Source organism: Kitasatospora sp. NPDC032757 (assembly GCF_055579305.1).
Map to the genome: position 1 here is coordinate 57561 of NZ_JBVINN010000020.1, position 20048 is coordinate 77608.

Here is a 20048-nt window from a genome sequence, read left to right on the forward strand (position 1 = left end):
CATGCAGCACATCATCCGGCGCGAAGCCATCACCACGGCCCGCAGGGGCACACGGGTTCCCCTGGCCCGCCTCTGCCGGGAGATCGCGGACGGCACGGCGGCCCCGGCCGTCGACGGCACCGACCGCGACGCGGACGCCCTGGTCGACGACGACCTGCTGAGCCGCCTGCTGCTCAGCCAGCTGCAGAGCGTGGGCCTGTTCTCGGACGCCGCACCCCGTCTGCCGCTCGGCGACGAGCTGCGGCGCTGGCTGGACGAGTCCGTCCGCCAGCTGCTGGACCGCGGCTACCTGCACGGCGACGCCGCGCACCCCCGCCCGGTGCACGCGGTGAGCAGCCGCGACGTCTGGGCGGAGTGGGAGGAGCGCAGCGCGCAGTGGTCGCGCAACGCCGACCTGCGCGCGCAGGTCCTGCTCCTGGACGCCATGCTGCGCGCCCTGCCGCGGATCCTGACCGGCGAGGTGCTCGCCACCGACGTCATGTTCCCCAACTCCTCGATGGAGCTGGTCGAGGGGATCTACAAGAACAACCCCGTCACCGACACCTTCAACGGCGTCATGGCCGACGCGGTGGCCGGCATCGTGCGCGAGATCCTGCGCAGCGACCCGTCGGCGCGGATCCGCCTCCTGGAGATCGGCGCGGGCACCGGCGGCGGGAGCGTGAAGGTCTTCGAGAAGCTCGAACCCTTCGCCGCCCACGTCGAGACGTACTGCTACACCGACCTGTCCAAGTCCTTCCTGATGTACGCGGAGAAGGAGTACGGCCCCAGGTACCCGTACCTCGACTACCGGATCTTCAACGTCGAGGAGCCGCTCGCCGGCCAGGACGTGGAGCCGGGCTCGTACGACATCGTGCTCGCCACCAACGTGCTGCACGCCACCAAGGACATCCGCCGGACGCTGCGCAACGCCAAGGGGGCGCTGAAGGAGAACGGCGTCCTGCTCGCCAACGAGCTCTCCGCGCACTCGCTCTTCACGCACCTGACGTTCGGTCTGCTCGAAGGCTGGTGGCTGTACGAGGACACCGAGCTGCGCATCCCCGGCTGCCCGGGCCTGACCCCCGACTCCTGGGAGGAGGTGCTCGACGAGGAGGGCTTCGGCGCGGTCTCGTTCCCCGCGCAGCGGCTGCACGAGCTGGGCCACCAGGTGATCGCGGCCGACAGCGACGGGCTGATCCGGCAGGAGCTCGCGGGCGCCCCCGCCGCCGGGGGCGCCGCCCCCGCGCAGGCCGCCGGCGCGCAGGAGACGCCGGCCCGGCCCGAGGCCCAGGGGCACCGCCCCGCGCGGGCCGGGGCGCGGACGCCGTCGGTCACCGACGAGATGCTGGAACAGCACGTCAAGGACGTCATCTTCGAGCAGCTGAAGCTCTCCCTGAAGGTCGACCGGACGCAGATCGCCGCCGACGACGCCTTCATGGACTACGGCATCGACTCGATCATCGGCGTGCAGCTGATCCAGGAGATCAACCGGAAGATCGGCATCGACCTGGCCACCACCGACCTGTTCGACCACGGTTCGGTGAACCGGCTGGCCCGGTACATCGCCGGCGCCCACCGGGCGGAGGCCACCGCCTCGCTGCCCGCCGAGCTGCGGGCCCCGGCCGCCGGGCCCGCGCCGCTCCCGGCGGCGCAGACGGCGGCCCCGGACCAGGCCGCCGCGTCGCAGGCCCGGCAGGCCCCGGCGCGGGCACCGCACGAGCCGGCCGGCGTGCTGCGCAAGGAGCCGATCGCCATCGTCGGCATGAGCGGCCGGTTCGGCGGCTCGCCCGGCGTCGAGCAGCTCTGGGACCACCTGGCGCAGGGGCACGACCTGATCGAGAAGATCTCGCGCTGGGACATGTCGGGCTACCACCCCGAGGGCGCGCCGCGCTGCGACCACGGCAGCTTCATCGACGACATCGACCGCTTCGACCCGACGTTCTTCAACATCTCGGGCATCGAGGCGACCTACATGGACCCCCAGCAGCGGGTGTTCCTGGAGGAGTCCTGGAAGGCGCTGGAGGACGCCGGGTACGCCGGCTCCGGCACCCAGGGCCGCAAGGTCGGCGTCTACGTCGGCTGCCAGGAGAGCGGCTACGCGCAGCTGTTCGGCGGCGAGGCGCCGCCGCAGTCCATGTGGGGCAACGCGCTGTCGGCGATGCCGGCGCGCATCTCCTACCACCTCGACCTCCAGGGCCCGGCGATCTCCGTCGACACGGCCTGCTCCAGCTCGCTGGTGGCGATCCACCTCGCCTGCCAGGGCCTGTGGGGCGGTGAGACCGAGATGGCCATCGCCGGCGGCGTCGCCATCCAGACCACGCCCAAGTTCTGGGTGATCGCCGGTCAGGCCGGCATGCTCTCGCCGAGCGGCCGCTGCCACACCTTCGACGACCGGGCCGACGGCTTCGTCCCCGGCGAGGGTGCGGGCGTCGTCGTCCTCAAGCGGCTCGCCGACGCGCTCGCCGACGGGGACCACATCCACGGCGTGATCAGCGGCTCCGGCATCAACCAGGACGGCGCGTCGAACGGGATCACCGCGCCGAGCGCCAAGTCCCAGGAACGGCTGGAGACTTCCGTCTACGACGCGTTCGGGATCAACCCCGAGCACATCCAGCTGATGGAGGCCCACGGCACCGGCACCAAGCTCGGCGACCCGATCGAGTACCACGCGCTCAAGCGGGCCTTCCGCCGCTACACCCAGCAGCGGGACTACTGCGCGCTGGGCTCGATCAAGTCCAACCTCGGACACACCATCACCGCCGCCGGCGTCGCCGGCGTCATCAAGGTGCTGCTCTCGCTCCGGCACCGGCGCATCCCGCCCTCGATCAACTTCGAGCGGGGCAACGCGCACATCGACTTCACCGACAGCCCGTTCTACGTGAACACCGAGGACCGCCCCTGGGAGGCCGGGGGAGACGGCACCCGCCGAGCCGCCGTCAGCTCCTTCGGCGTCAGCGGGACCAACGCCCACCTGGTGATCGAGGAGGCCCCGTACCGGGCCCACCGCACCGGCGGGCCGTCCGCCCACCTCGTCACACTCTCCGCCGGCACCGCCGAGCAGCTGGCGGAGCAGGCCGAACGGCTCCTCGCCCACTGCGAGCAGCAGCCCGGCCTCGACCCGGGCGACATCGGCTTCACCCTGCTCGTCGGCCGCAAGCACCTGCCGCACCGGCTGGCCTGCGTCGTGCGCGACCAGGCCGAGCTGGTGGAGAGCCTGCGCCAGTGGACCGCCCAGGGGCAGAGCCCGCGCGTCTGCGTCGGCGAGGTCCCCGCGCAGGGCCACCAGGAGCGCGCCGCGCTGCGCAACTTCGGCAACGAGTGCATCCGGCAGGCCGCGGCGGGCACCGACCCCGGCTCGCTCGCCGAGCTGCTCGCCACCGTCGCGGACCTCTACGTCCAGGGCTACGGCCTGGACTACGCCGCGCTCTTCGCCGACGGGCAGTACACCCGCGTCCCGCTGCCGACCTACCCGTTCGCCCGCGAGCGGTACTGGGTGCCGCAGGCGCCGGAGCAGCGCCCGGCGCTCCCGGCCGGCCCGCACGGCGGTACCCGGGCCGGCACGCACCCGCTGCTGCACTCCGAGGCCTCGGACTTCCGCTCCCGGCGCTACCGGTCGGAGTTCACCGGCGAGGAGTTCTTCCTCCGGGACCACGTGGTGAAGGGCCGGAAGGTCCTCCCCGGCGTGGCCTGCCTGGAGATGGCCCGGGCCGCCGCCGCCCTCACCCTCGGCGGGCCGGCCCAGGACGGCCCCGGCCTGGCCCTGCGCAACGTCGTCTGGGCGCGCCCGGTGACCGCCGGCGCGGAGCCTGTCACCCTCACCACCTCACTGGTGCCCAGGGGCCACGACGAGGCCGAGTACGAGATCTCCGGCACCTCCGGCGACACCCCCGGCGCCGCCCCGGTGGTGCACAGCCAGGGGCAGGTGGTCCTCAAGGACGTCGCCCCGGCCGTGCTCGACCTCCCGGGCATCCGGGCCGCCTGCGGCCGGACCGAGGTCGCCGCCGACCGGCTCTACCCGGCGTACGAGGCCATCGGCTTCAGCTACGGCGACGCGCACCGCGGCATCGAGCGGCTGCACATCGGCCGTGACCAGGTCCTGGTGCAGCTCACGCTGCCCGCCTCGGTGCGCGCCACCCGGGACGACTACGTGCTGCACCCCGCCCTCCTCGACGCGACGCTCCAGGCCTCGCTCGGCATGGGGCTGGCGGCCGGCGACGCGGACACCCTCGACGTGTCCGGCATGAAGCCCTCGCTGCCGTTCGCCCTGGACGAGCTGGAGGTCCTCGGCTCCTGCACCAACGCCATGTGGGCCTGGATCCGTTACAGCGCGGGCGTCGAGCGGGGCGGCAAGGTCTTCAAGCTCGACATCGACCTCTGCGACGAGCAGGGCGGGGTGCGCGCCCGGATCAGGGGCATGTCCTACCGCGTCCTGGACGGCGAGGTCGGCGCGGCCGCCGAGATGCCCGCGGCAGGGGCCGCCGAGGTGTCGTCGGTCGCCTTCCTGCCCGCCTGGCGGGAGCCCGCGCCGGGCGCCGCGGCCATCGAGCCGCGGCAGCACGTCGTGCTGCTGCCCGACCTGCCCGCCCTCGCCGGCGCGCTGGCCGGGCAGGATCCGGCGGTCCGGGTGCTGCCGCTGACCTCCGCCGCGACGGGGATCGCCGAGCGGTTCACCGAGTACACCGAGCAGGCCCTCGCCCACGTCCGGGACCTCCTGGACGACCGGGCGCAGGAGCGGGTGCTGGTGCAGCTGGTCGTCCCCGACCGGGAGGGCCTGGCGACCGTTCAGGGCCTGCTCGGCCTCCTGAAGTCGGCCCAGGCAGAGGACCCGCGGCTGCTGGCCCAAGCCGTCCTCGTCGACCCGGCGGAGCCCGCCGGGCAGCTGGTCGCCCGGGTCGCCGCCGGGCGGCGCCACCCCGGCGAGTCCTGCCTGCGCTTCCGCGGCGGCCGCACCGAGGCGCTGACCTGGGCCGAGGGCGACAACCGCCCCGAGCCCCGGGTGCCCTGGCGGACCGGCGGGGTCTACCTCGTCACCGGCGGGCTCGGCGGCGTCGCCACCCTGTTCGCCCGGGACATGGCCGCGGTGCGCGACATCACCCTCGTGCTGGCCGGCCGTTCGCCGCTGCGCCCCGCGCAGGAGGCCGTCCTGGACGGGTGGCGCGCGCAGGGGGCGGACGTCCGCTACGAGCGGGTGGACGTCGCCCGGGCGGACGAGGTGCGGGAGCTGGTCGACGGGATCCTGCGGGACCACGGCGCCCTGCACGGCATCATCCACAGCGCCGGCGTCCTGCGGGACGGCCTCCTGCGGCGCAAGACCGCCGGGGAGTGCCGCGAGGTCCTCGCGCCGAAGGTCGCGGGCCTGGTCAACCTGGACGAGGCCAGCAAGGACGTCCCGCTGGACTTCCTGGCCGTCTGTGCCGGCGCGGCCGGGGTGTTCGGCAACGCCGGGCAGGCCGACTACGCCGCCGCCAACGCCTTCCAGGACGCCTACACGCACCACCGCCAGGAGCTGGTGGCCCGCGGGCAGCGCTCCGGTGCCTCCGTCTCCGTCGACTGGCCCCTCTGGGCCGAGGGCGGGATGCGGGTGGACGGCGCCACCGAGACGGTGATGCGCGAGCGGCTGGGCATGGTGCCCATGCCGACCGCCACGGGGCTCGCGGCGCTGTACGCCGCGCTCGACGCGCCGCGGACCCAGGTCCTGGTGATCGCCGGGGACGCCGCGAAGATCCGGGAGACCGTGCTGCACCGGGCCCCGCAGCCCGAGGCGGCCGCCGTACAGCCGGCCGCCGTCCGGCCGGTCGGGGACCGGCCCGCCGCGGGCGCCGCGGGTGCCGGCCGGAAGGCCGTGCGCGCCGAGCTGGTCACGTACCTCAGGAACACGCTCGCCGAGGTGATCCGGGTACCGGCGCACCGGATCGACCCGGGCGCTCCGTTCGAGCGGTTCGGCATCGACTCGGTGCTGGCGCTCGCCGTCACCAACCGCCTGGAGACCGACTTCGGCTCGCTGTCGAAGACGCTCTTCTTCGAGCACCAGAGCATCGACGCACTCAGCGGCTACTTCCTTGACGCCCACGCGGGTGCGCTGGAGACGGTGCTGGGCCTCCCCGCCTCGTCACCGGAGCCCGCCGGCGCGCCCGCCGCGCCCGTGCTCCCCGCCGCGCCCGTCGTGCCCGCGGCACCCGCCGCGCCCGTGGCGGCCCCGGTACCCGTGGCGGCCGTCGCACCGCAGCGGCGGTCCGAGCCGGCCGGGCCGCAGGAGGACGCCGTCGCGGTCGTCGGCCTCGCCGGCCGCTACCCCGGCGCCGACGACCTCGACGAGCTCTGGGAGAACCTGCTCGCGGGCCGCGACTGCGTCACCGAGGTCCCCGAGGACCGCTGGGACCACAGCCTCTACTACGACCCGGAGCCGAACCGGCCCGGCCGGACCCCCACCAGGTGGGGCGGGTTCATCGACGGCGTCGCGGACTTCGACTCGCTGTTCTTCAACGTCTCGCCCCGCGAGGCGGCGATCACGGACCCGCAGACACGTCTGTTCCTGGAGTGCGTCTGGAACCTCCTGGAGGGCTCCGGCTACACCCGGGACCGCCTGCGCACCGCGTACGGCAGCCGGGTCGGGGTCTACGTCGGCGCGATGTACCAGCAGTACCAGCTGCTCTCCTCCGACATCGTCCACGAGTCCATCACCTCGGTGATGTCCTACAGCGCCATCGCCAACCGGGTGTCGCACTTCTTCGACCTCCAGGGGCCGAGCCTCGCCGTCGACACGACGTGCTCCTCCTCGCTGGTCGCCATCCACATGGCCTGCGAGGAACTGCGCCGGGGCAACTGCGAGATGATGATCGCCGGCGGCGTCAACCTCACCCTGCACCCGAAGAAGTTCCTCGGGCTGAGCCTGACCGGCCTCACCGGCAGTGACCCGGGCAGCCGGGCCTTCCTCGACGGGGACGGCTTCCTGCCCGCCGAGGGTGTCGGCGCCGTCCTGCTGAAGCCGCTCTCCCGGGCCGTCGCGGACGGGGACGAGATCCTCGCCGTCATCCGGTCCAGCGCCACCAACCACAAGGGCCGCACCAACGGCCCGATGGTGCCCAGCCCCGACCGGCAGGCCGAGCTGATCGAGGAGAACCTGGAGCGGGCCGGCGTCCACCCGCGCACGGTCGGCTACGTCGAGGCGTCGGCGAACGGCTCCCAGCTGGGCGACGCCATCGAGTTCGCGGCGCTGCGCAAGGTGTTCGGCAAGCACACGCGGGACGAGGGGTTCTGCGCCCTGGGCACGGTCAAGTCCACCTTCGGCAACGCCGAGGCGGCCTCCGGCATCGCCCAGCTCAGCAAGGTCGCCCTCCAGCTGAAGCACCGCCGGCTCGTCCCGTTCGTCGGCCAGGGCGGACTCAACGGCCAGGACGGGCAGGACGGCCAGAACCGGCAGAACAGCCAGGACGGGCAGCACAGGCTCAACCCCGGGGTGGCGCTGGACGGGACGGCGTTCTACCTCCCGCGGGAGGCGCAGCCCTGGCACCGGCCGGTGGTGGACGTCGACGGCCGGGAGCGCGAGTACCCGAGGCGCGCGACCATCAGCGCCGTCGGCGCCGGCGGCTCCAACGCCCACCTGGTCGTCGAGGAGTACATCCCCGTCCGGCACGCAGCCGAGGAGTACGGGGACGACGGCGCACCGCAGGTCGTGGTCCTCTCCGCGCGCAACGAGGACCGCCTCAGGGCCGTGGCCGGGCGCCTGCTTGACTTCGTGACCGCACAGCCGGAGCTCTCCCTCGCGGACCTCGCCCACACGCTGCAGAGCGGGCGCGAGGCCATGGACGCCCGTCTGGCCCTGGTGGCGGGCAGCACCGGCGAGCTCCTCGCAGGCCTCGGCCACTACCTGGACGGCGCCGCCGGGCAGGCCCCGGTGCCGCTCTTCACGGGCGACGCCCGGCGCGACGACTCGGACCTCGGCGCCCTGCTGAGCGGGCGGGTCGGGGACGCGGTGGTCCGCGAGCTGCTCGCGGAGAACCGGCCCGAGAACGTGGCCCTGTTCTGGGCCCGGGGCGGGAGCGTGCCCTGGGACGCCGTCCCGCGCGAGGGCCGGGCGCCGCGGATGCTGCGGACGCTGCCGACCTACCCGTTCGACCGGAAGCGGCACTGGCTGCCGGAGGTGACCGAGGGTCGGCCGCAGGCTCCCGTGGCGCCGTCGGCCCTGCCCGTGAGCGGCGAGGCCGCCCCGGCGCACACCGGCGCCGCGGAGCGGATCGCGGCCCTCGTCGCCGACCTGCTGGGCGTGCCGGTGGACGCGCTCGACCTCGACGCCCCGCTCGAGGACCTCGGGTTCAGCTCGATCCTGGCCATGCAGCTCGTGAAGGGCGTCCAGACGGAGGTCGACCCCGCGGCCGACCTCCAGGCCCTCGCCGACTGCCGGTCCACCCGCGACCTCGTGCGCCGCTTCGGCTCCGCCGCCCCGTCCGGTGTCACGGCCGCCATGGCCGCCGTCCCCGCGGCGTCGGCGCGCTTCCCCGAGGTGATCCGCCTCAACGCCGGCGCCGAGGGCCGGCCGGTCTTCTGGTTCCACGGCGGGCTCGGCGGTCTTGAGGTCTACGGCGCGATCGCCGACAGCTTCGGGCGGCCCTTCTACGGGATCCAGGCTCGCGGCTGGATGTCCGACGCCGCTCCGCTCAACGGCATCACGGCGATGGCGGCCCACTACGCGCACATCATCCGCACCGTCCAGCCCGAGGGGCCCTACGATCTGGGCGGCTACTCGCTCGGCGGTCTGCTGGCGTACGAGGTCACCCGTCAACTGCAGGAGCAGGGCGAGACGGTGGAGACCGTCGTGATGGTCGACGCGATGTACGGTGACCGGGTCAAGGAGATGACCATGTCGCGCAGGGACATGGTGCTCCAGCAGGTCAACGCCCTGCTGTTCGCGGCCGTCAGGCCGGCGCCGGAGCGCTTCGCTGAGGCGTTCATCGCCGCCGCCGAGGTGGACTGGAGCCAGGGCGACGACGAGCTGCTGGACCGGCTGATCGCCGTCGCGCAGGAGCGCGGCCTGGGCGGCTCCGCGCAGGCGCTGCGCGCACGCGTGGAGCAGAACGTGCGCGTCCAGGAGGCCTACGGGGTCCTGGAGTACGACGTGCGGCCGCTCGCCCGGCCGGAGTCCGTCACCTGCTTCTACTTCCGCAACAAGAGCGGCCTCTTCTACGGGGAGCTCGAAGCCGTCTTCTCCACCCAGGAGGACGGCACGGCGCTGGACCAGGTCAACTACTGGGAGGAGTGGCAGAAGCAGCTGCCGAACTTCCACCAGACCGACGTGGACTCCTCCAACCACTTCGTGATCCTCAGCGACCCGAAGTCGCTGGCGGCCATCCGCTCCTTCTGCGAGCTGTTCTACTCCGGCAGCCGGGAGGAGAAGCGGATCGCGGCCGCGAAGACCTGGGTCGGCCGGCGCAGGCGGGGGTCGCGCAGCAAGAAGTGACCGGGGCGCGGTGCCCGTAGGAACGGTAGGAACAGTGGGCGGGGCGGCCGCCTCCCGGAAGTGGGAGGCGGCCGGCTCCCGGCCGTCGAGCAGGGGGCTGCATGGACAGGGTGGCACGGAGGCTCGGGAGCGAGCCCTTCCGCAGGGACTTCGGAGTCGACTACGCGTATCTGTCGGGATCGATGTACCGGGGAATCGCCTCGAAGGAGCTGGTGGTCGCCATGGGGCGCAGCGGCTTCATGGGCTTCCTCGGTGCGGCGGGCCTGAGCCACGACCGGGTGCGGGGCGACATCGCCCACATCCGCCGGGAGCTGGCGCCGGACCGGCCGTTCGGCGTCAACCTGCTCTGCAACCTTCAGGACCCGGCACGGGAGACGGCCAACGTCGAGCTGCTGATCGGCGAGGGCGTCCGCTTCGTCGAGGCCTCGGCCTTCGTCAAGGTGACGCCGGCCCTGGTCCGGTACCACCTGAGCGGGCTGCGCCGGGCGCCCGACGGCACCGTCGTGCGCGGCAACCGGATCCTGGCGAAGGTCTCCCGGCCGGAGGTGGCCCGGGAGTTCATGCGGCCCGCGCCCGCGGAGATCGTCGCGGGGCTGCTGGCCGAGGGCCGGGTCACGCCCGAGCAGGCGGAGCTGGCCCGGGGCATCCCGGTGGCCCAGGACCTCTGCATCGAGGCGGATTCGGGCGGCCACACCGACCGCGGCGTGCCCACCGTGCTGCTGCCGTCGATGCAGGGCCTCCGCCGCGACCTGACGCGGGAGTTCGGCTATGCCGAGGCGATCCGCCTCGGGTCCGCGGGCGGGATCGGCACCCCGCAGGCGGTGGCCGCGGCCTTCACCATGGGTGCGGACTTCGTGATGACCGGTTCGATCAACCAGTGCACGGTGGAGGCCGGGATCACCGACGCGGTGAAGGACCGGTTGCAGGGAATCGACGTCCAGGACACCGACTACTGTCCGGCCGGTGACATGTTCGAGATCGGCGCCCTGGTCCAGGTGCTGAGGAAGGGCGTGCTCTTTCCGGCCCGGGCCAACAAGCTCTTCGCGCTCTACCGGACGTACGACTCCTGGGACGCGATCCCGGAGGGCACCCGGCGGCAGATCCAGGACACGTACTTCAAACGGAGCGTGGACGAGGTCTGGCGGGAGACCAGGGAGCATCTGGAGCGGACGGGCCGGGTGGCGGAGATCGGGCGGGCCGAGCGCAGCCCGAAGCGGAAGATGGCGCTGATCTTCCGCTGGTACTACGGCTACACCAGCCGGCTGTCCTTCTCGGACCCGGAGCGCGACCCGGCGAACGTCCAGGTGCACACCGGCCCGGCGCTCGGCTCCTTCAACCAGTGGGTGAAGGGGACGCCGCAGGAGAGCTGGCGCAACCGGCACGTGGACCGGATGGCGGCCGGGCTCATGCGGGAGGCCGCCGAGATTCTGACGCAGCGTCTGAACGCTCTGGCCTGAGGGCCGGGGTGGTGGACCGTCGGCCCCCGTGCGACGGTCGATGGGGATTGTCACACTGGTCACCCCGTGCAGCCAGGCACTATGATCTGATTATCCGTCACGGTCGGTGACCAAGGGGGGCCACAAAGGCTGATGTCACGTCATCCGGCGACCGGTGGTACACGGTCGGGCGGGGCGGGACGAGGTGCCGGCCGGCGAGAAGCACGGGGAGCCGCGGGCATTTCCGGGACGGGCCGGTAAGGGGCAGCGCGCTCGGCGCCCCGGCGCACCACATTCATCGCAGCACGAGCAGTCGAGCGGTCGAGCAAGCATCGCCAACACACCGAAAGACGAGAAAGGGTTCTCCATGCGGACGTACGTCTTCCCCGGGCAGGGATCGCAGCGGAAGGGAATGGGCGGCGCGCTGTTCGACGAGTTCGAGGACCTCACCCGGGCCGCCGACTCGATCCTGGGCTACTCGGTCAAGGCCCTCTGCCTGGAGGACCCCGAAGGCCTGCTCAAGCAGACCGAGTACACCCAGCCCGCGCTCTACGTGGTCAACGCCCTCTCCTACTACCGCAAGCTCCGGGAGACCGGCCTGGTCCCGGACTTCGTGGCCGGTCACAGCCTCGGCGAGTTCAACGCGCTGCTGGCCGCCGAGTGCTTCGACTTCGAGACCGGCCTGCGGCTGGTGAAGAAGCGCGGCGAGCTGATGGCCCAGGCCACGGGCGGCGGCATGGCGGCCGTCCTGAACGCCTCCGAGAAGGAGATCAGAACCGTCCTGGAGCAGAACGGCCTCACCTCCGTCGACCTGGCGAACTACAACACGCCGTCGCAGATCGTGATTTCGGGCCTGGTCGAGGACATCAGGGCCGCGCAGCCGTACTTCCAGACGGGCAATCACCTCTTTGTCGCGCTGAACACCAGCGGCGCCTTCCACTCCCGCTACATGGAGCCGGCCCGGGCCGAGTTCACGGAATTCCTCGCCGGCATCCCCTTCTCCGAGCTCCGGATTCCGGTCATCTCGAACGTGACCGGTAGGCCGTACGAGAACGACCTCGTCAAGGAGAACCTGGCGAAGCAGATCGTCAGCTCGGTGCGGTGGACCGACACCGTGGAACACCTCCTCGGTTACGAGGGAATGGAGTTCGAGGAGATCGGGCACGGCGACGTCCTCACCAAGCTAGTGAAGAAGATCCGCCGCGAGATCCCGAACCCGGCCCGGCACGCGGCGCCCGCCGCCAAGCCGCTGCCGGCGGCGGCGAGGCCGCGCCCGACGGCGGCGGACCTGGTCCGGCAGTGGAACGAGGCGCACCCGGTCGGGACCCTCGTGAAGTCCACCGCCGGCGACTACGGAGACCTCCGGACCGCGACCGAGGCGACCGTCCTCTTCGGTCACCGGCCGGCCGTCTACATGAACGGCTACCGGGGCTACTTCGATCTCACCGAAATCGAGCCCGTCCACTAGGTCCTGCGCAGCGAACCGGCCCGAGCAGTCCAGCAAGCCCCAGGGAGAGAAAAGATGACGACCGTCGGAATCGAAGCGATGAACGTCTTCGCCGGCACCTGCCAGGTCAACGTGGAGAAGCTGGCGATCCACCGCGGACTCGACACCGCGAGGTTCGACAACCTCCTCATGAAGGAGAAGACCGTCGCGCTGCCGTACGAGGACCCGGTGACGTTCGGTGTCAACGCGGCGAAGCCCATCATCGACGCGATGTCCCCCGAGGACCGGGACCGCATCGAACTCGTCATCACCGCGACCGAGTCGGCCTTCGACTTCGGCAAGTCCATGAGCACGTACTTCCACAGCCTGCTCGGACTCAACCGCAACTGTCGTCTCTTCGAGATCAAGAACGCCTGCTACTCGGGCGTGGCGGCCCTGCAGATGGCGGCCAACTTCATCCTCGCGCAGACCTCCCCGGGCGCGAAGGCCCTGGTCATCGCCACCGACATCACGCGCTTCATGGTGGCCGAGGGCGGTGACGCGCTGTCCGAGGACTGGTCCTTCGCCGAGCCGAGCGGCGGCGCCGGCGCCGTGGCGATGCTCATCAGCGACATCCCGAACGTCTTCCAGATCGACGTCGGCGCCAGCGGCTACTACGGCCACGAGGTGATGGACACCTGCCGTCCGCTCGCCGACAGCGAGGCGGGCAACGCGGAGCTGTCGCTCCTCTCCTACCTCGACTGCTGCGAGAACGCCTTCCTGGAGTACCAGCGGCGCGTCGGCGACGTCGACTTCGTGAACAGCTTCGGCTACCTGGCCTTCCACACCCCCTTCGGCGGGATGATCAAGGGCGCGCACCGCAACCTGATGCGCAAGTTCGTCAAGGCGCGCCCGGCGGCGATCGAGGAGGACTTCCAGCGCCGGATGCACCCGGGCCTGACGTACTGCCAGCGCGTCGGCAACGTCATGGGCGCGACCACGATGCTCTCGCTCGCCAGCACCATCGACAACGCGGACCTCTCCAGCCCCCAGCGCGTCGGCGTCTTCTCCTACGGATCCGGCTGCTGCTCGGAGTTCTTCAGCGGCGTCGTCCGCCAGGAGAGCCAGGACCACGTGCGCCGCTTCGACATCGAGAAGCACCTGGACAAGCGCTACGAGCTGAGCATGCCCGAGTACGACATGCTGCTCCGGACCAACCACGCCGTGAAGTTCGGCACCCGCAACGCCGTGCTCGACACCGGCATCGTGCCCGAGGCCCGGAAGACGCTCGGCAAGGAACTCCTCTTCCTCAAGCGGATCAACGAGTTCCACCGGGAGTACGAGTGGCTCTCCTGAACACCGCGGAGTTCGAGACCGTCAAGGTCAGGTTCCAGGACGAGATCTGCTTCCTCCAGCTCCACCGGCCCGACGCCGACAACGCGATCAACCGCCGGCTGGTCGAGGAGTGCACCGCCGTGGTGCGCCACTGCGAGGAGCACGCCAAGATCCTCGTCCTGGAAGGCCTGCCCGAGGTGTTCTGCTGGGGCGCCGACTTCCGGGAGCTGGGCTCCCAGGAGAGCGGCGGCCACGAGAAGTCGCACGCAGAGGCCCTGTACGACCTCTGGCTCGCGCTGGCCCTCGGCTCGTTCGTCTCCATCGCGCACGTCCGCGGCAAGGTCAACGCCGGAGGCCTGGGCTTCGTGGCCGCCTGCGACATCGTCGTGTGCGAGGAACGGTCGGTGTTCAGCCTCTCGGAGCTGCTCTTCGGCCTCATGCCGGCGTGCGTCCTGCCGTTCCTGATCAGGAAGGTCGGCCCGGCCAGGGCCAACTACATCACGCTGACCACCCAGCCGTTCACCGCCCGGCAGGCGGTGGAATGGCAGCTGGTGGACGCCGGCGAGGAGAACAGCGGCAACCTGCTGCGCAAGCACATCCTGCGCCTGCGCTACCTGCCCAAGACCGGCATCACCCGCTACAAGAAGTACCTGCGCAACCTCGACGACATCCTGCTCCCCTCCCGGGAGAAGGCCGTCGAGGCCAACCGGGAGGTGTTCTCCGACCAGGAGAACCTGCAGAAGATCGCGCGCTACGTGAACACAGGGAAGTTTCCCTGGGAAGGGGAGTAGGACATGCCGGGCGCAGCCGTCGACTACACCCAGCTCGGACCCTCCGTGGTCCGGATCACCATGCAGGACAAGGAGCACAAGAACACCTTCTCCGACGAGCTCATCATCGGCCTGAGCGACGCCTTCGGGAGGGTCAAGGCCGACGAGCGGTGCAAGGCGGTCATCCTCACCGGCTACGGCACCTACTTCGCCAGCGGCGGCCGGAAGGAGAGCCTGCTGCAGATCCAGGACCGGCAGATCAGCTTCACCGACTCCGACATCTACGGCCTGGCGCTGGACTGCCCCGTTCCCGTCATCTCCGCGATGCAGGGCCACGGCATCGGCGGCGGCTTCGCGATGGGGCTCTTCTCCGACTTCGTGATCCTCAGTCAGGAGAGCATCTACACCACCAACTTCATGCGGTACGGCTTCACGCCGGGCATGGGGGCGACGCTGATCCTCCCCAAGAAGCTCGGCTTCAGCCTCGGCGAGGAGATGCTGCTCTCCGCGAAGACCTACTACGGCCGTGACCTCAAGGAGCGGGGGATTCCCTTCCCCGTCCTCCCGCGTGCCGAAGTGCTGCCCTACGCCGTCGAGTTGGCCGAGACCCTGGCCGAGAAGCCGAGGCTCTCGCTGATCACGCTCAAGGACCACCTGGTGGCCGAGCTGCGCGCGGAGCTTCCGCGCTACATCGAGCGCGAGGTGGCCATGCACGACAAGACCTTCCACCAGCCCGAGGTCCGCGACCTCATCACCTCCCAGTACTAGGAGAGCCGACAACCATGTCGAACCAGGACGTCTTCAACCTGATCGTCGAGCACACCCGCGAGGTCATCCCGGAGCTGGAGGAGCACACCTTCGACCCGGCGGACTCGCTGAAGGACCTCGGCGCCAACTCCATCGACCGGGCCGAGATCATCATGATGACGCTGGAGTCGCTGGAGGTCAGCATCCCGCTGTCCGAGCTGGCGAACGCGAAGAACATCGGTGACCTGGCGGGGCTCATCCATGGCAAGTCGAACTCCTGACACCCGCGATATCGTCGTCACCGGCCTCGGCGTCACCAGTGCGGTGGGGCAGGGCAAGGACGACTTTGTCGCCGCACTCCTCGGCGGCCGCCACGCCTTCGGCACGATGCGGCGTCCCGGCCGGCAGGTGCCGCCTGCCCCGGCCGGCCGGGACGGTGCCGAACAGGCCTTCCTGGGCGCCGAGATCGCCACGCTGACCACGCCCGCGGCCATCCCGGCGCGGGTGCTGCGGACGGCCTCGCTGTCCTCGCAGGTGGCCCTGGCCACCCTCGACGAGGCGTGGCACGAGGCCGGACTGGACGACGCCGACCCGCGTCGCATCGGTCTGGTGATCGGCGGGTCCAACGTCCAGCAGCGGGAGCTGACGCAGCTGCACGCCCGCCACGCGGACCGCCCCGAGTTCCTGCGTCCCACGTACGGCATGGCCTTCATGGACACCGACCTGTGCGGGTTCTGCACCGAGGCCTTCCCGATCCGGGGCTTCGCCCAGACGCTGGGCGGGGCCTCGGCCAGCGGGCTGCTCGCCGTGCTCCAGGCGGTGCGGGCGGTGCAGTCGGGCCAGGTGGACGTCTGCATCGCCATGGGCGCGCTGATGGACCTCTCGTACTGGGAGTGCCTGGCGTTCCGGGCGATGGGCGCGATGGGGTCGAGCCGCTGGGCCGACGACCCGGCCGCCGCCTGCCGCCCGTTCGACCGGGGCCGGGACGGCTTCGTCTTCGGCGAGGCCTGCGGCGCGGTCGTGGTCGAGCGGGAGGGTGCCCGCCGGCACCCCGCGCCGTACGCGCGGTTCCTCGGCGGCGCCACCGCGATGGACGGCAACCGCAACCCCAACCCCTCGTTCGACGGTGAAGTCGGCGTCGTCCGGGCGGCGTTGGCGGAGGCCGGCCTCCCGGCGTCCGCGGTGGACTACGTCAATCCGCACGGCACCGGATCGCCCACCGGGGACGACACCGAGCTGCGGGCGCTGCGCGAGTGCGGCCTCACCGGGGCGCGGATCAACGCCACCAAGTCGATCACCGGGCACGGGCTGAGCGCGGCCGGCGCCGTGGAGGTCGTCGCCACGCTCCTGCAGATGCGCGAGCAGAAGCTGCACCCCACCCGCAACCTGGCCGACCCGGTGGACCCGTCGTTCCACTGGGTGCGCGAGCAGGCGGAACCCTGGTCGTTCGAGACGGCCGTCAGCCTCAGCATGGGCTTCGGCGGGATCAGTTCGGCGATCTGCCTGCGGAAATGCTGACCGCGGCGGCGCCCCGGAACGCCGCAGTCCCGCCCACGACCGACACCCCTTGGAAGCACCGGCGATGACCAAACCCACTGTGTTCATGTACTCGGGCCAGGGCTCCCAGTACTTCCACATGACCCGCGAACTGTACGAGCAGCACCCGCGCTACCGGCTCTGGCTGGACCACTGCGACGAGATCGCCTCGCCGATCCTCGGCAAGTCGCTGCTGGACACCGTCTTCGACCCCGGCCGCCGGAAGAGCGACCCCTTCGACTCGCTCGCGGACTCCAACGCCGCGCTGCTCTGCGTCGAGTACAGCCTGACGCGGGTCGTGCAGGAGCTCGGCTACCGGGCGGACTTCCTGCTCGGCTACAGCCTGGGGGAGATCACCGCGGCCGTGGTCGCGGAGGTCTTCCCACTGGAGCTCGGCATCTCCTTCGCGGTGGACTTCGCGCACCTGCTCGCCGAGCGGACGCCGCGCGCCGGCATGCTGGCGATCGTCGGGCCGCCGGAACTCCTGGACACCCACGCCGCCCTGTTCGCCGGCTGCTGGGTGACGGGCCGCAACTTCGACGGCAACTTCGTGGTCAGCGGGCACGCCGCGCAGATCGACGGACTCCAGGCCGCCCTCAAGCGCGAGGGCGTGCTCTGTGAGCGGCTGCCCGTGAACTGGGGCGTGCACACGGAGCTCATCGACCCCGTCGAGGCGGAGGTCCGCGGCCTCCTCGGCGGCCTGGACTTCGCGCCGCCGCAGATCCCGATCGTCTCCTCCACGGCCGCCGGGCCGGTCGACGCCGTGACGGCCGACGGGATCTGGGCCGCCATGAGAAATCCGGTGGAATTCGCGCGGACCATCGGGAAAATGACCGCCGAGACCGATGCGACCTTCATCGACCTCGGACCCAGCGCCACGCTCGCGACCTTTGTGAAGTACCTCCTTCCGCCGGGCAGCGGCTCTGTGCAGACCAGCACCATCAACCGTTTCGGAAACAACCTGAAATCGATGAGCGATTTTCAGGAGCAGACGGCCTCGATAAGAGGCTGACGGCCTCGGACCGAGGCCGATCATCGGAGTCCTGGAGGAGAACCCGGTCATGGCAGCGCAGAGCAGCGCAATCAGAATCTACAAGGACGCCACCGCGATCATCACGGGCGGCGCGTCGGGAATCGGCCGCGCACTGGCGGAGGACCTCGCCGCCCGCGGCTGCGAGGTGGTCCTGGCAGACCTCCAGCTGGAGCAGGCCGAGGAGGCGGCCGCCCGGATCAGGGCCGCCGGCGGGAAGGCCACCGCGGCCCGGCTGGACGTGACCGACCACGCCGAGTTCGCCCAGCTGGTCAAGGACACGGTCGCGCGGACCGGGCGCCTGGACTACCTGTTCAACAACGCCGGCATCAGCCACGGCATGGGCGCGGGTGCCCGGCACTACCGGATCGAGGACTGGCGCCGCGTCATCGACGTCAACCTCGGCGGCACCGTCAACGGCGTCCAGGCCGCGTACAACGTGATGATCGACCAGGGCTTCGGCCACATCGTGAACACCGCCTCCATGGCGGGCCTGGTCCCGAGCCCCGGCACCACGTCCTACGTGACCACCAAGCACGCCGTCGTCGGCCTCTCGCACAACCTGCGCGCCGAGGCCGCGCAGCTCGGCGTGCGGGTCAGCGTGCTCTGCCCGGGCGTCATCCGGACCCCGTTCATCGAGGGCGGCGCCTACGGCCGCGAGGTCGAGGGCGTGACCGGCGAGCAGACCAAGGAGATGTGGGAGGAGAAGAAGCCCATCTCCCCCGAGGAGTTCGCCAAGAAGGCGCTCGACGCGGTCGCCAAGAACCAGGGCGTCATCATCGTGCCCGGATTCTGGAAGCTGTTCTGGTGGCTCTTCCGCATTTCCCCGTCGTTCTGCCTCAACATCGCGACGAAGAACTTCAAGGACCTCGGACGGAGCACCGCCTCCGGCGGTCCTCGCCGTCCGGAGAGCGCCGCATCGGCCGCACCGGAAAAGTAACGCCGGGTTCTCTTCGGCACGTACCGCCTTTCCACCGTCCGACGCGACCGATTCTTCCGCGAGGAAATCATGAAACAACAGAGTAGTAGCCCGTCGGTGGCCATTCCTGCGCAGGCTGCGGCTCCCCCGAAAGCGCCCTCCGAGCGGTACCACGGCCTGGACGCGCTCCGCGGCTTCGCGCTGCTGCTCGGTGTGCTGCTGCACGCGACGCTCGCCTTCATCCCCGGGTTCACCTACACCGGCTGGCCGATCGTCGACAACTCCCCGAGTTCGCCGCTCGCCTTCGCCTACTTCGTCATCCACCTCTTCCGGATGCCGGTCTTCTTCCTGCTGGCCGGCTTCTTCGGCCGGATGCAGTACCGGCGGCTGAAGGCGCGCGGGTTCTTCAAGGAGCGCAGCAAGCGCATCCTGCTGCCGCTGCTCTTCGGCACCCTGCTGGTGCTGCCGATGAACGTGATCCTGATCGCCGTGGTGCTCGGGATCAAGGACCCGGTGACCAGTCTCGTCCCGGCCCGGGCGATCGTGCCCATCCCCCTGGCGCACCTCTGGTTCCTCTGGGTGCTGTACTGGCTCTACGTGGCGGTGCTCGTCGGGCACAAGCTGCTCGGCCTGTTCCGCAAGGGCGGGGCGTCCTCCCCGGAGGCCGGCGCCGTGGAGCGGGCAGTCGGCCGGGTCTGCGCCCGCGGCCTCGAACCGGTCGTGCTGGCGCTGCCCGTCGCGGTCTGCCTCTACTTCTTCGACCAGTGGCACCTGTGGGAGGGCCTGCCCACGCCCAACACCGACCTGGTGCCGCAGCTGCCGACCATCGTCGGCTACGCGGTCGCGTTCTCGTTCGGCTGGTACCTGCAGAAGAACCCCGGGACCCTCCAGGGCTGGCGCCGCCGCTGGGTCGCGTACGTCGCCGCCGCGGCCGTCGTGACCGTCGCCACGGCCGCCCTCGGCGGCTTCGACCCGCAGTCCTCGCTGGTCACCGTCGACGGCCACGCCGCGCTGGAGCCGCTCACCGGTACGACCAAGCTGCTCTGCGCGCTGGGCTACGGGCTGGCGGGCTGGCTCTGGACGCTCGGGCTCGTCGGTGCCGCGCTGCACTTCTTCGCGGACTTCAGCCCGGTCCGGCGCTACATCGCGGACGCCTCGTACTGGATCTACATCATCCACATGCCGCTGGTGATGGCCCTCCAGGTCGTGGTGCGGGACTGGCCGGTGCACTGGGCGCTCAAGTACCCGCTCATCCTGGCCGTCGCGCTGCCGATCCTCTTCCTGAGCTACCACTACCTGGTCCGCTCGACCTGGATCGGGAAGATGCTCAACGGCCGGCGCTACCCGCGGACCCTGCCCGCCGACCCGGCCCGGGCCCGGGGCTGATCCTCCCGGCCGATCGCAGGCCGATCGCCGGCC

General features: G+C 71.2%; 11 protein-coding genes. All 11 read left to right on the forward strand.

The window, feature by feature from the left end; all coding sequences use genetic code 11:
- Position 1 precedes the first annotated feature (1 nt).
- The 11 genes from ACZ5WK_RS22170 to ACZ5WK_RS22220 all read left to right on the forward strand — a co-directional run bounded on the left by ACZ5WK_RS22170 (position 2) and on the right by ACZ5WK_RS22220 (position 20015).
- Positions 2-9430 (forward strand): SDR family NAD(P)-dependent oxidoreductase, encoded by a 9429-nt coding sequence (locus tag ACZ5WK_RS22170; RefSeq protein ID WP_465549226.1) that lies wholly within the window; start codon positions 2-4, stop codon positions 9428-9430.
- 101 nt (positions 9431-9531) lie between these two features.
- Complete coding sequence (locus ACZ5WK_RS22175) at positions 9532-10887, forward strand: PfaD family polyunsaturated fatty acid/polyketide biosynthesis protein (RefSeq protein ID WP_465549228.1); 1356 nt, start codon at positions 9532-9534, stop codon at positions 10885-10887.
- A gap of 346 nt (positions 10888-11233) precedes the next feature.
- Complete coding sequence (gene fabD / locus ACZ5WK_RS22180) at positions 11234-12334, forward strand: ACP S-malonyltransferase (protein WP_465549230.1); 1101 nt, start codon at positions 11234-11236, stop codon at positions 12332-12334.
- Between the two features lie 54 nt (positions 12335-12388).
- Complete coding sequence (locus tag ACZ5WK_RS22185; RefSeq protein WP_465549232.1) at positions 12389-13648, forward strand: hydroxymethylglutaryl-CoA synthase family protein; 1260 nt, start codon at positions 12389-12391, stop codon at positions 13646-13648.
- Positions 13636-14418 (forward strand): enoyl-CoA hydratase/isomerase, encoded by a 783-nt coding sequence (locus ACZ5WK_RS22190; RefSeq protein WP_396323111.1) that lies wholly within the window; start codon positions 13636-13638, stop codon positions 14416-14418. The genes ACZ5WK_RS22185 and ACZ5WK_RS22190 overlap by 13 nt, the downstream gene beginning before the upstream one ends.
- A gap of 3 nt (positions 14419-14421) precedes the next feature.
- The gene (locus ACZ5WK_RS22195; protein WP_396323110.1) at positions 14422-15165 is read left to right on the forward strand and encodes a polyketide synthase; all 744 of its coding nucleotides are present in this window, start codon (positions 14422-14424) and stop codon (positions 15163-15165) included.
- Positions 15166-15179: 14 nt separating this feature from the next.
- Positions 15180-15425, forward strand: coding sequence for an acyl carrier protein (locus ACZ5WK_RS22200; RefSeq protein ID WP_396323109.1), 246 nt, complete (start codon positions 15180-15182; stop codon positions 15423-15425).
- Positions 15406-16662 (forward strand): beta-ketoacyl synthase N-terminal-like domain-containing protein, encoded by a 1257-nt coding sequence (locus ACZ5WK_RS22205; RefSeq protein ID WP_396323108.1) that lies wholly within the window; start codon positions 15406-15408, stop codon positions 16660-16662. The genes ACZ5WK_RS22200 and ACZ5WK_RS22205 overlap by 20 nt, the downstream gene beginning before the upstream one ends.
- 64 nt (positions 16663-16726) lie before the next feature.
- Positions 16727-17692 (forward strand): acyltransferase domain-containing protein, encoded by a 966-nt coding sequence (locus ACZ5WK_RS22210; protein WP_465549236.1) that lies wholly within the window; start codon positions 16727-16729, stop codon positions 17690-17692.
- A gap of 49 nt (positions 17693-17741) precedes the next feature.
- Positions 17742-18650 (forward strand): SDR family NAD(P)-dependent oxidoreductase, encoded by a 909-nt coding sequence (locus ACZ5WK_RS22215; protein WP_465549238.1) that lies wholly within the window; start codon positions 17742-17744, stop codon positions 18648-18650.
- A gap of 96 nt (positions 18651-18746) precedes the next feature.
- Positions 18747-20015: an acyltransferase family protein gene (locus ACZ5WK_RS22220; RefSeq protein WP_465549240.1), complete on the forward strand. Its 1269-nt coding sequence runs from the start codon at positions 18747-18749 to the stop codon at positions 20013-20015.
- Positions 20016-20048 lie beyond the last annotated feature (33 nt).

Bases quoted from the DNA above. Each gene is read 5' to 3' on its own strand.
- ACZ5WK_RS22215 (WP_465549238.1), top strand. From the start codon at position 17,742: ATGGCAGCGCAGAGCAGCGCAATCAGAATCTACAAGGACGCCACCGCG.
- ACZ5WK_RS22195 (WP_396323110.1), top strand. From the start codon at position 14,422: ATGCCGGGCGCAGCCGTCGACTACACCCAGCTCGGACCCTCCGTGGTC.
- ACZ5WK_RS22175 (WP_465549228.1), top strand. From the start codon at position 9,532: ATGGACAGGGTGGCACGGAGGCTCGGGAGCGAGCCCTTCCGCAGGGAC.
- ACZ5WK_RS22185 (WP_465549232.1), top strand. From the start codon at position 12,389: ATGACGACCGTCGGAATCGAAGCGATGAACGTCTTCGCCGGCACCTGC.
- ACZ5WK_RS22210 (WP_465549236.1), top strand. From the start codon at position 16,727: ATGACCAAACCCACTGTGTTCATGTACTCGGGCCAGGGCTCCCAGTAC.
- ACZ5WK_RS22200 (WP_396323109.1), top strand. From the start codon at position 15,180: ATGTCGAACCAGGACGTCTTCAACCTGATCGTCGAGCACACCCGCGAG.
- ACZ5WK_RS22205 (WP_396323108.1), top strand. From the start codon at position 15,406: ATGGCAAGTCGAACTCCTGACACCCGCGATATCGTCGTCACCGGCCTC.
- fabD (WP_465549230.1), top strand. From the start codon at position 11,234: ATGCGGACGTACGTCTTCCCCGGGCAGGGATCGCAGCGGAAGGGAATG.
- ACZ5WK_RS22170 (WP_465549226.1), top strand. From the start codon at position 2: ATGCAGCACATCATCCGGCGCGAAGCCATCACCACGGCCCGCAGGGGC.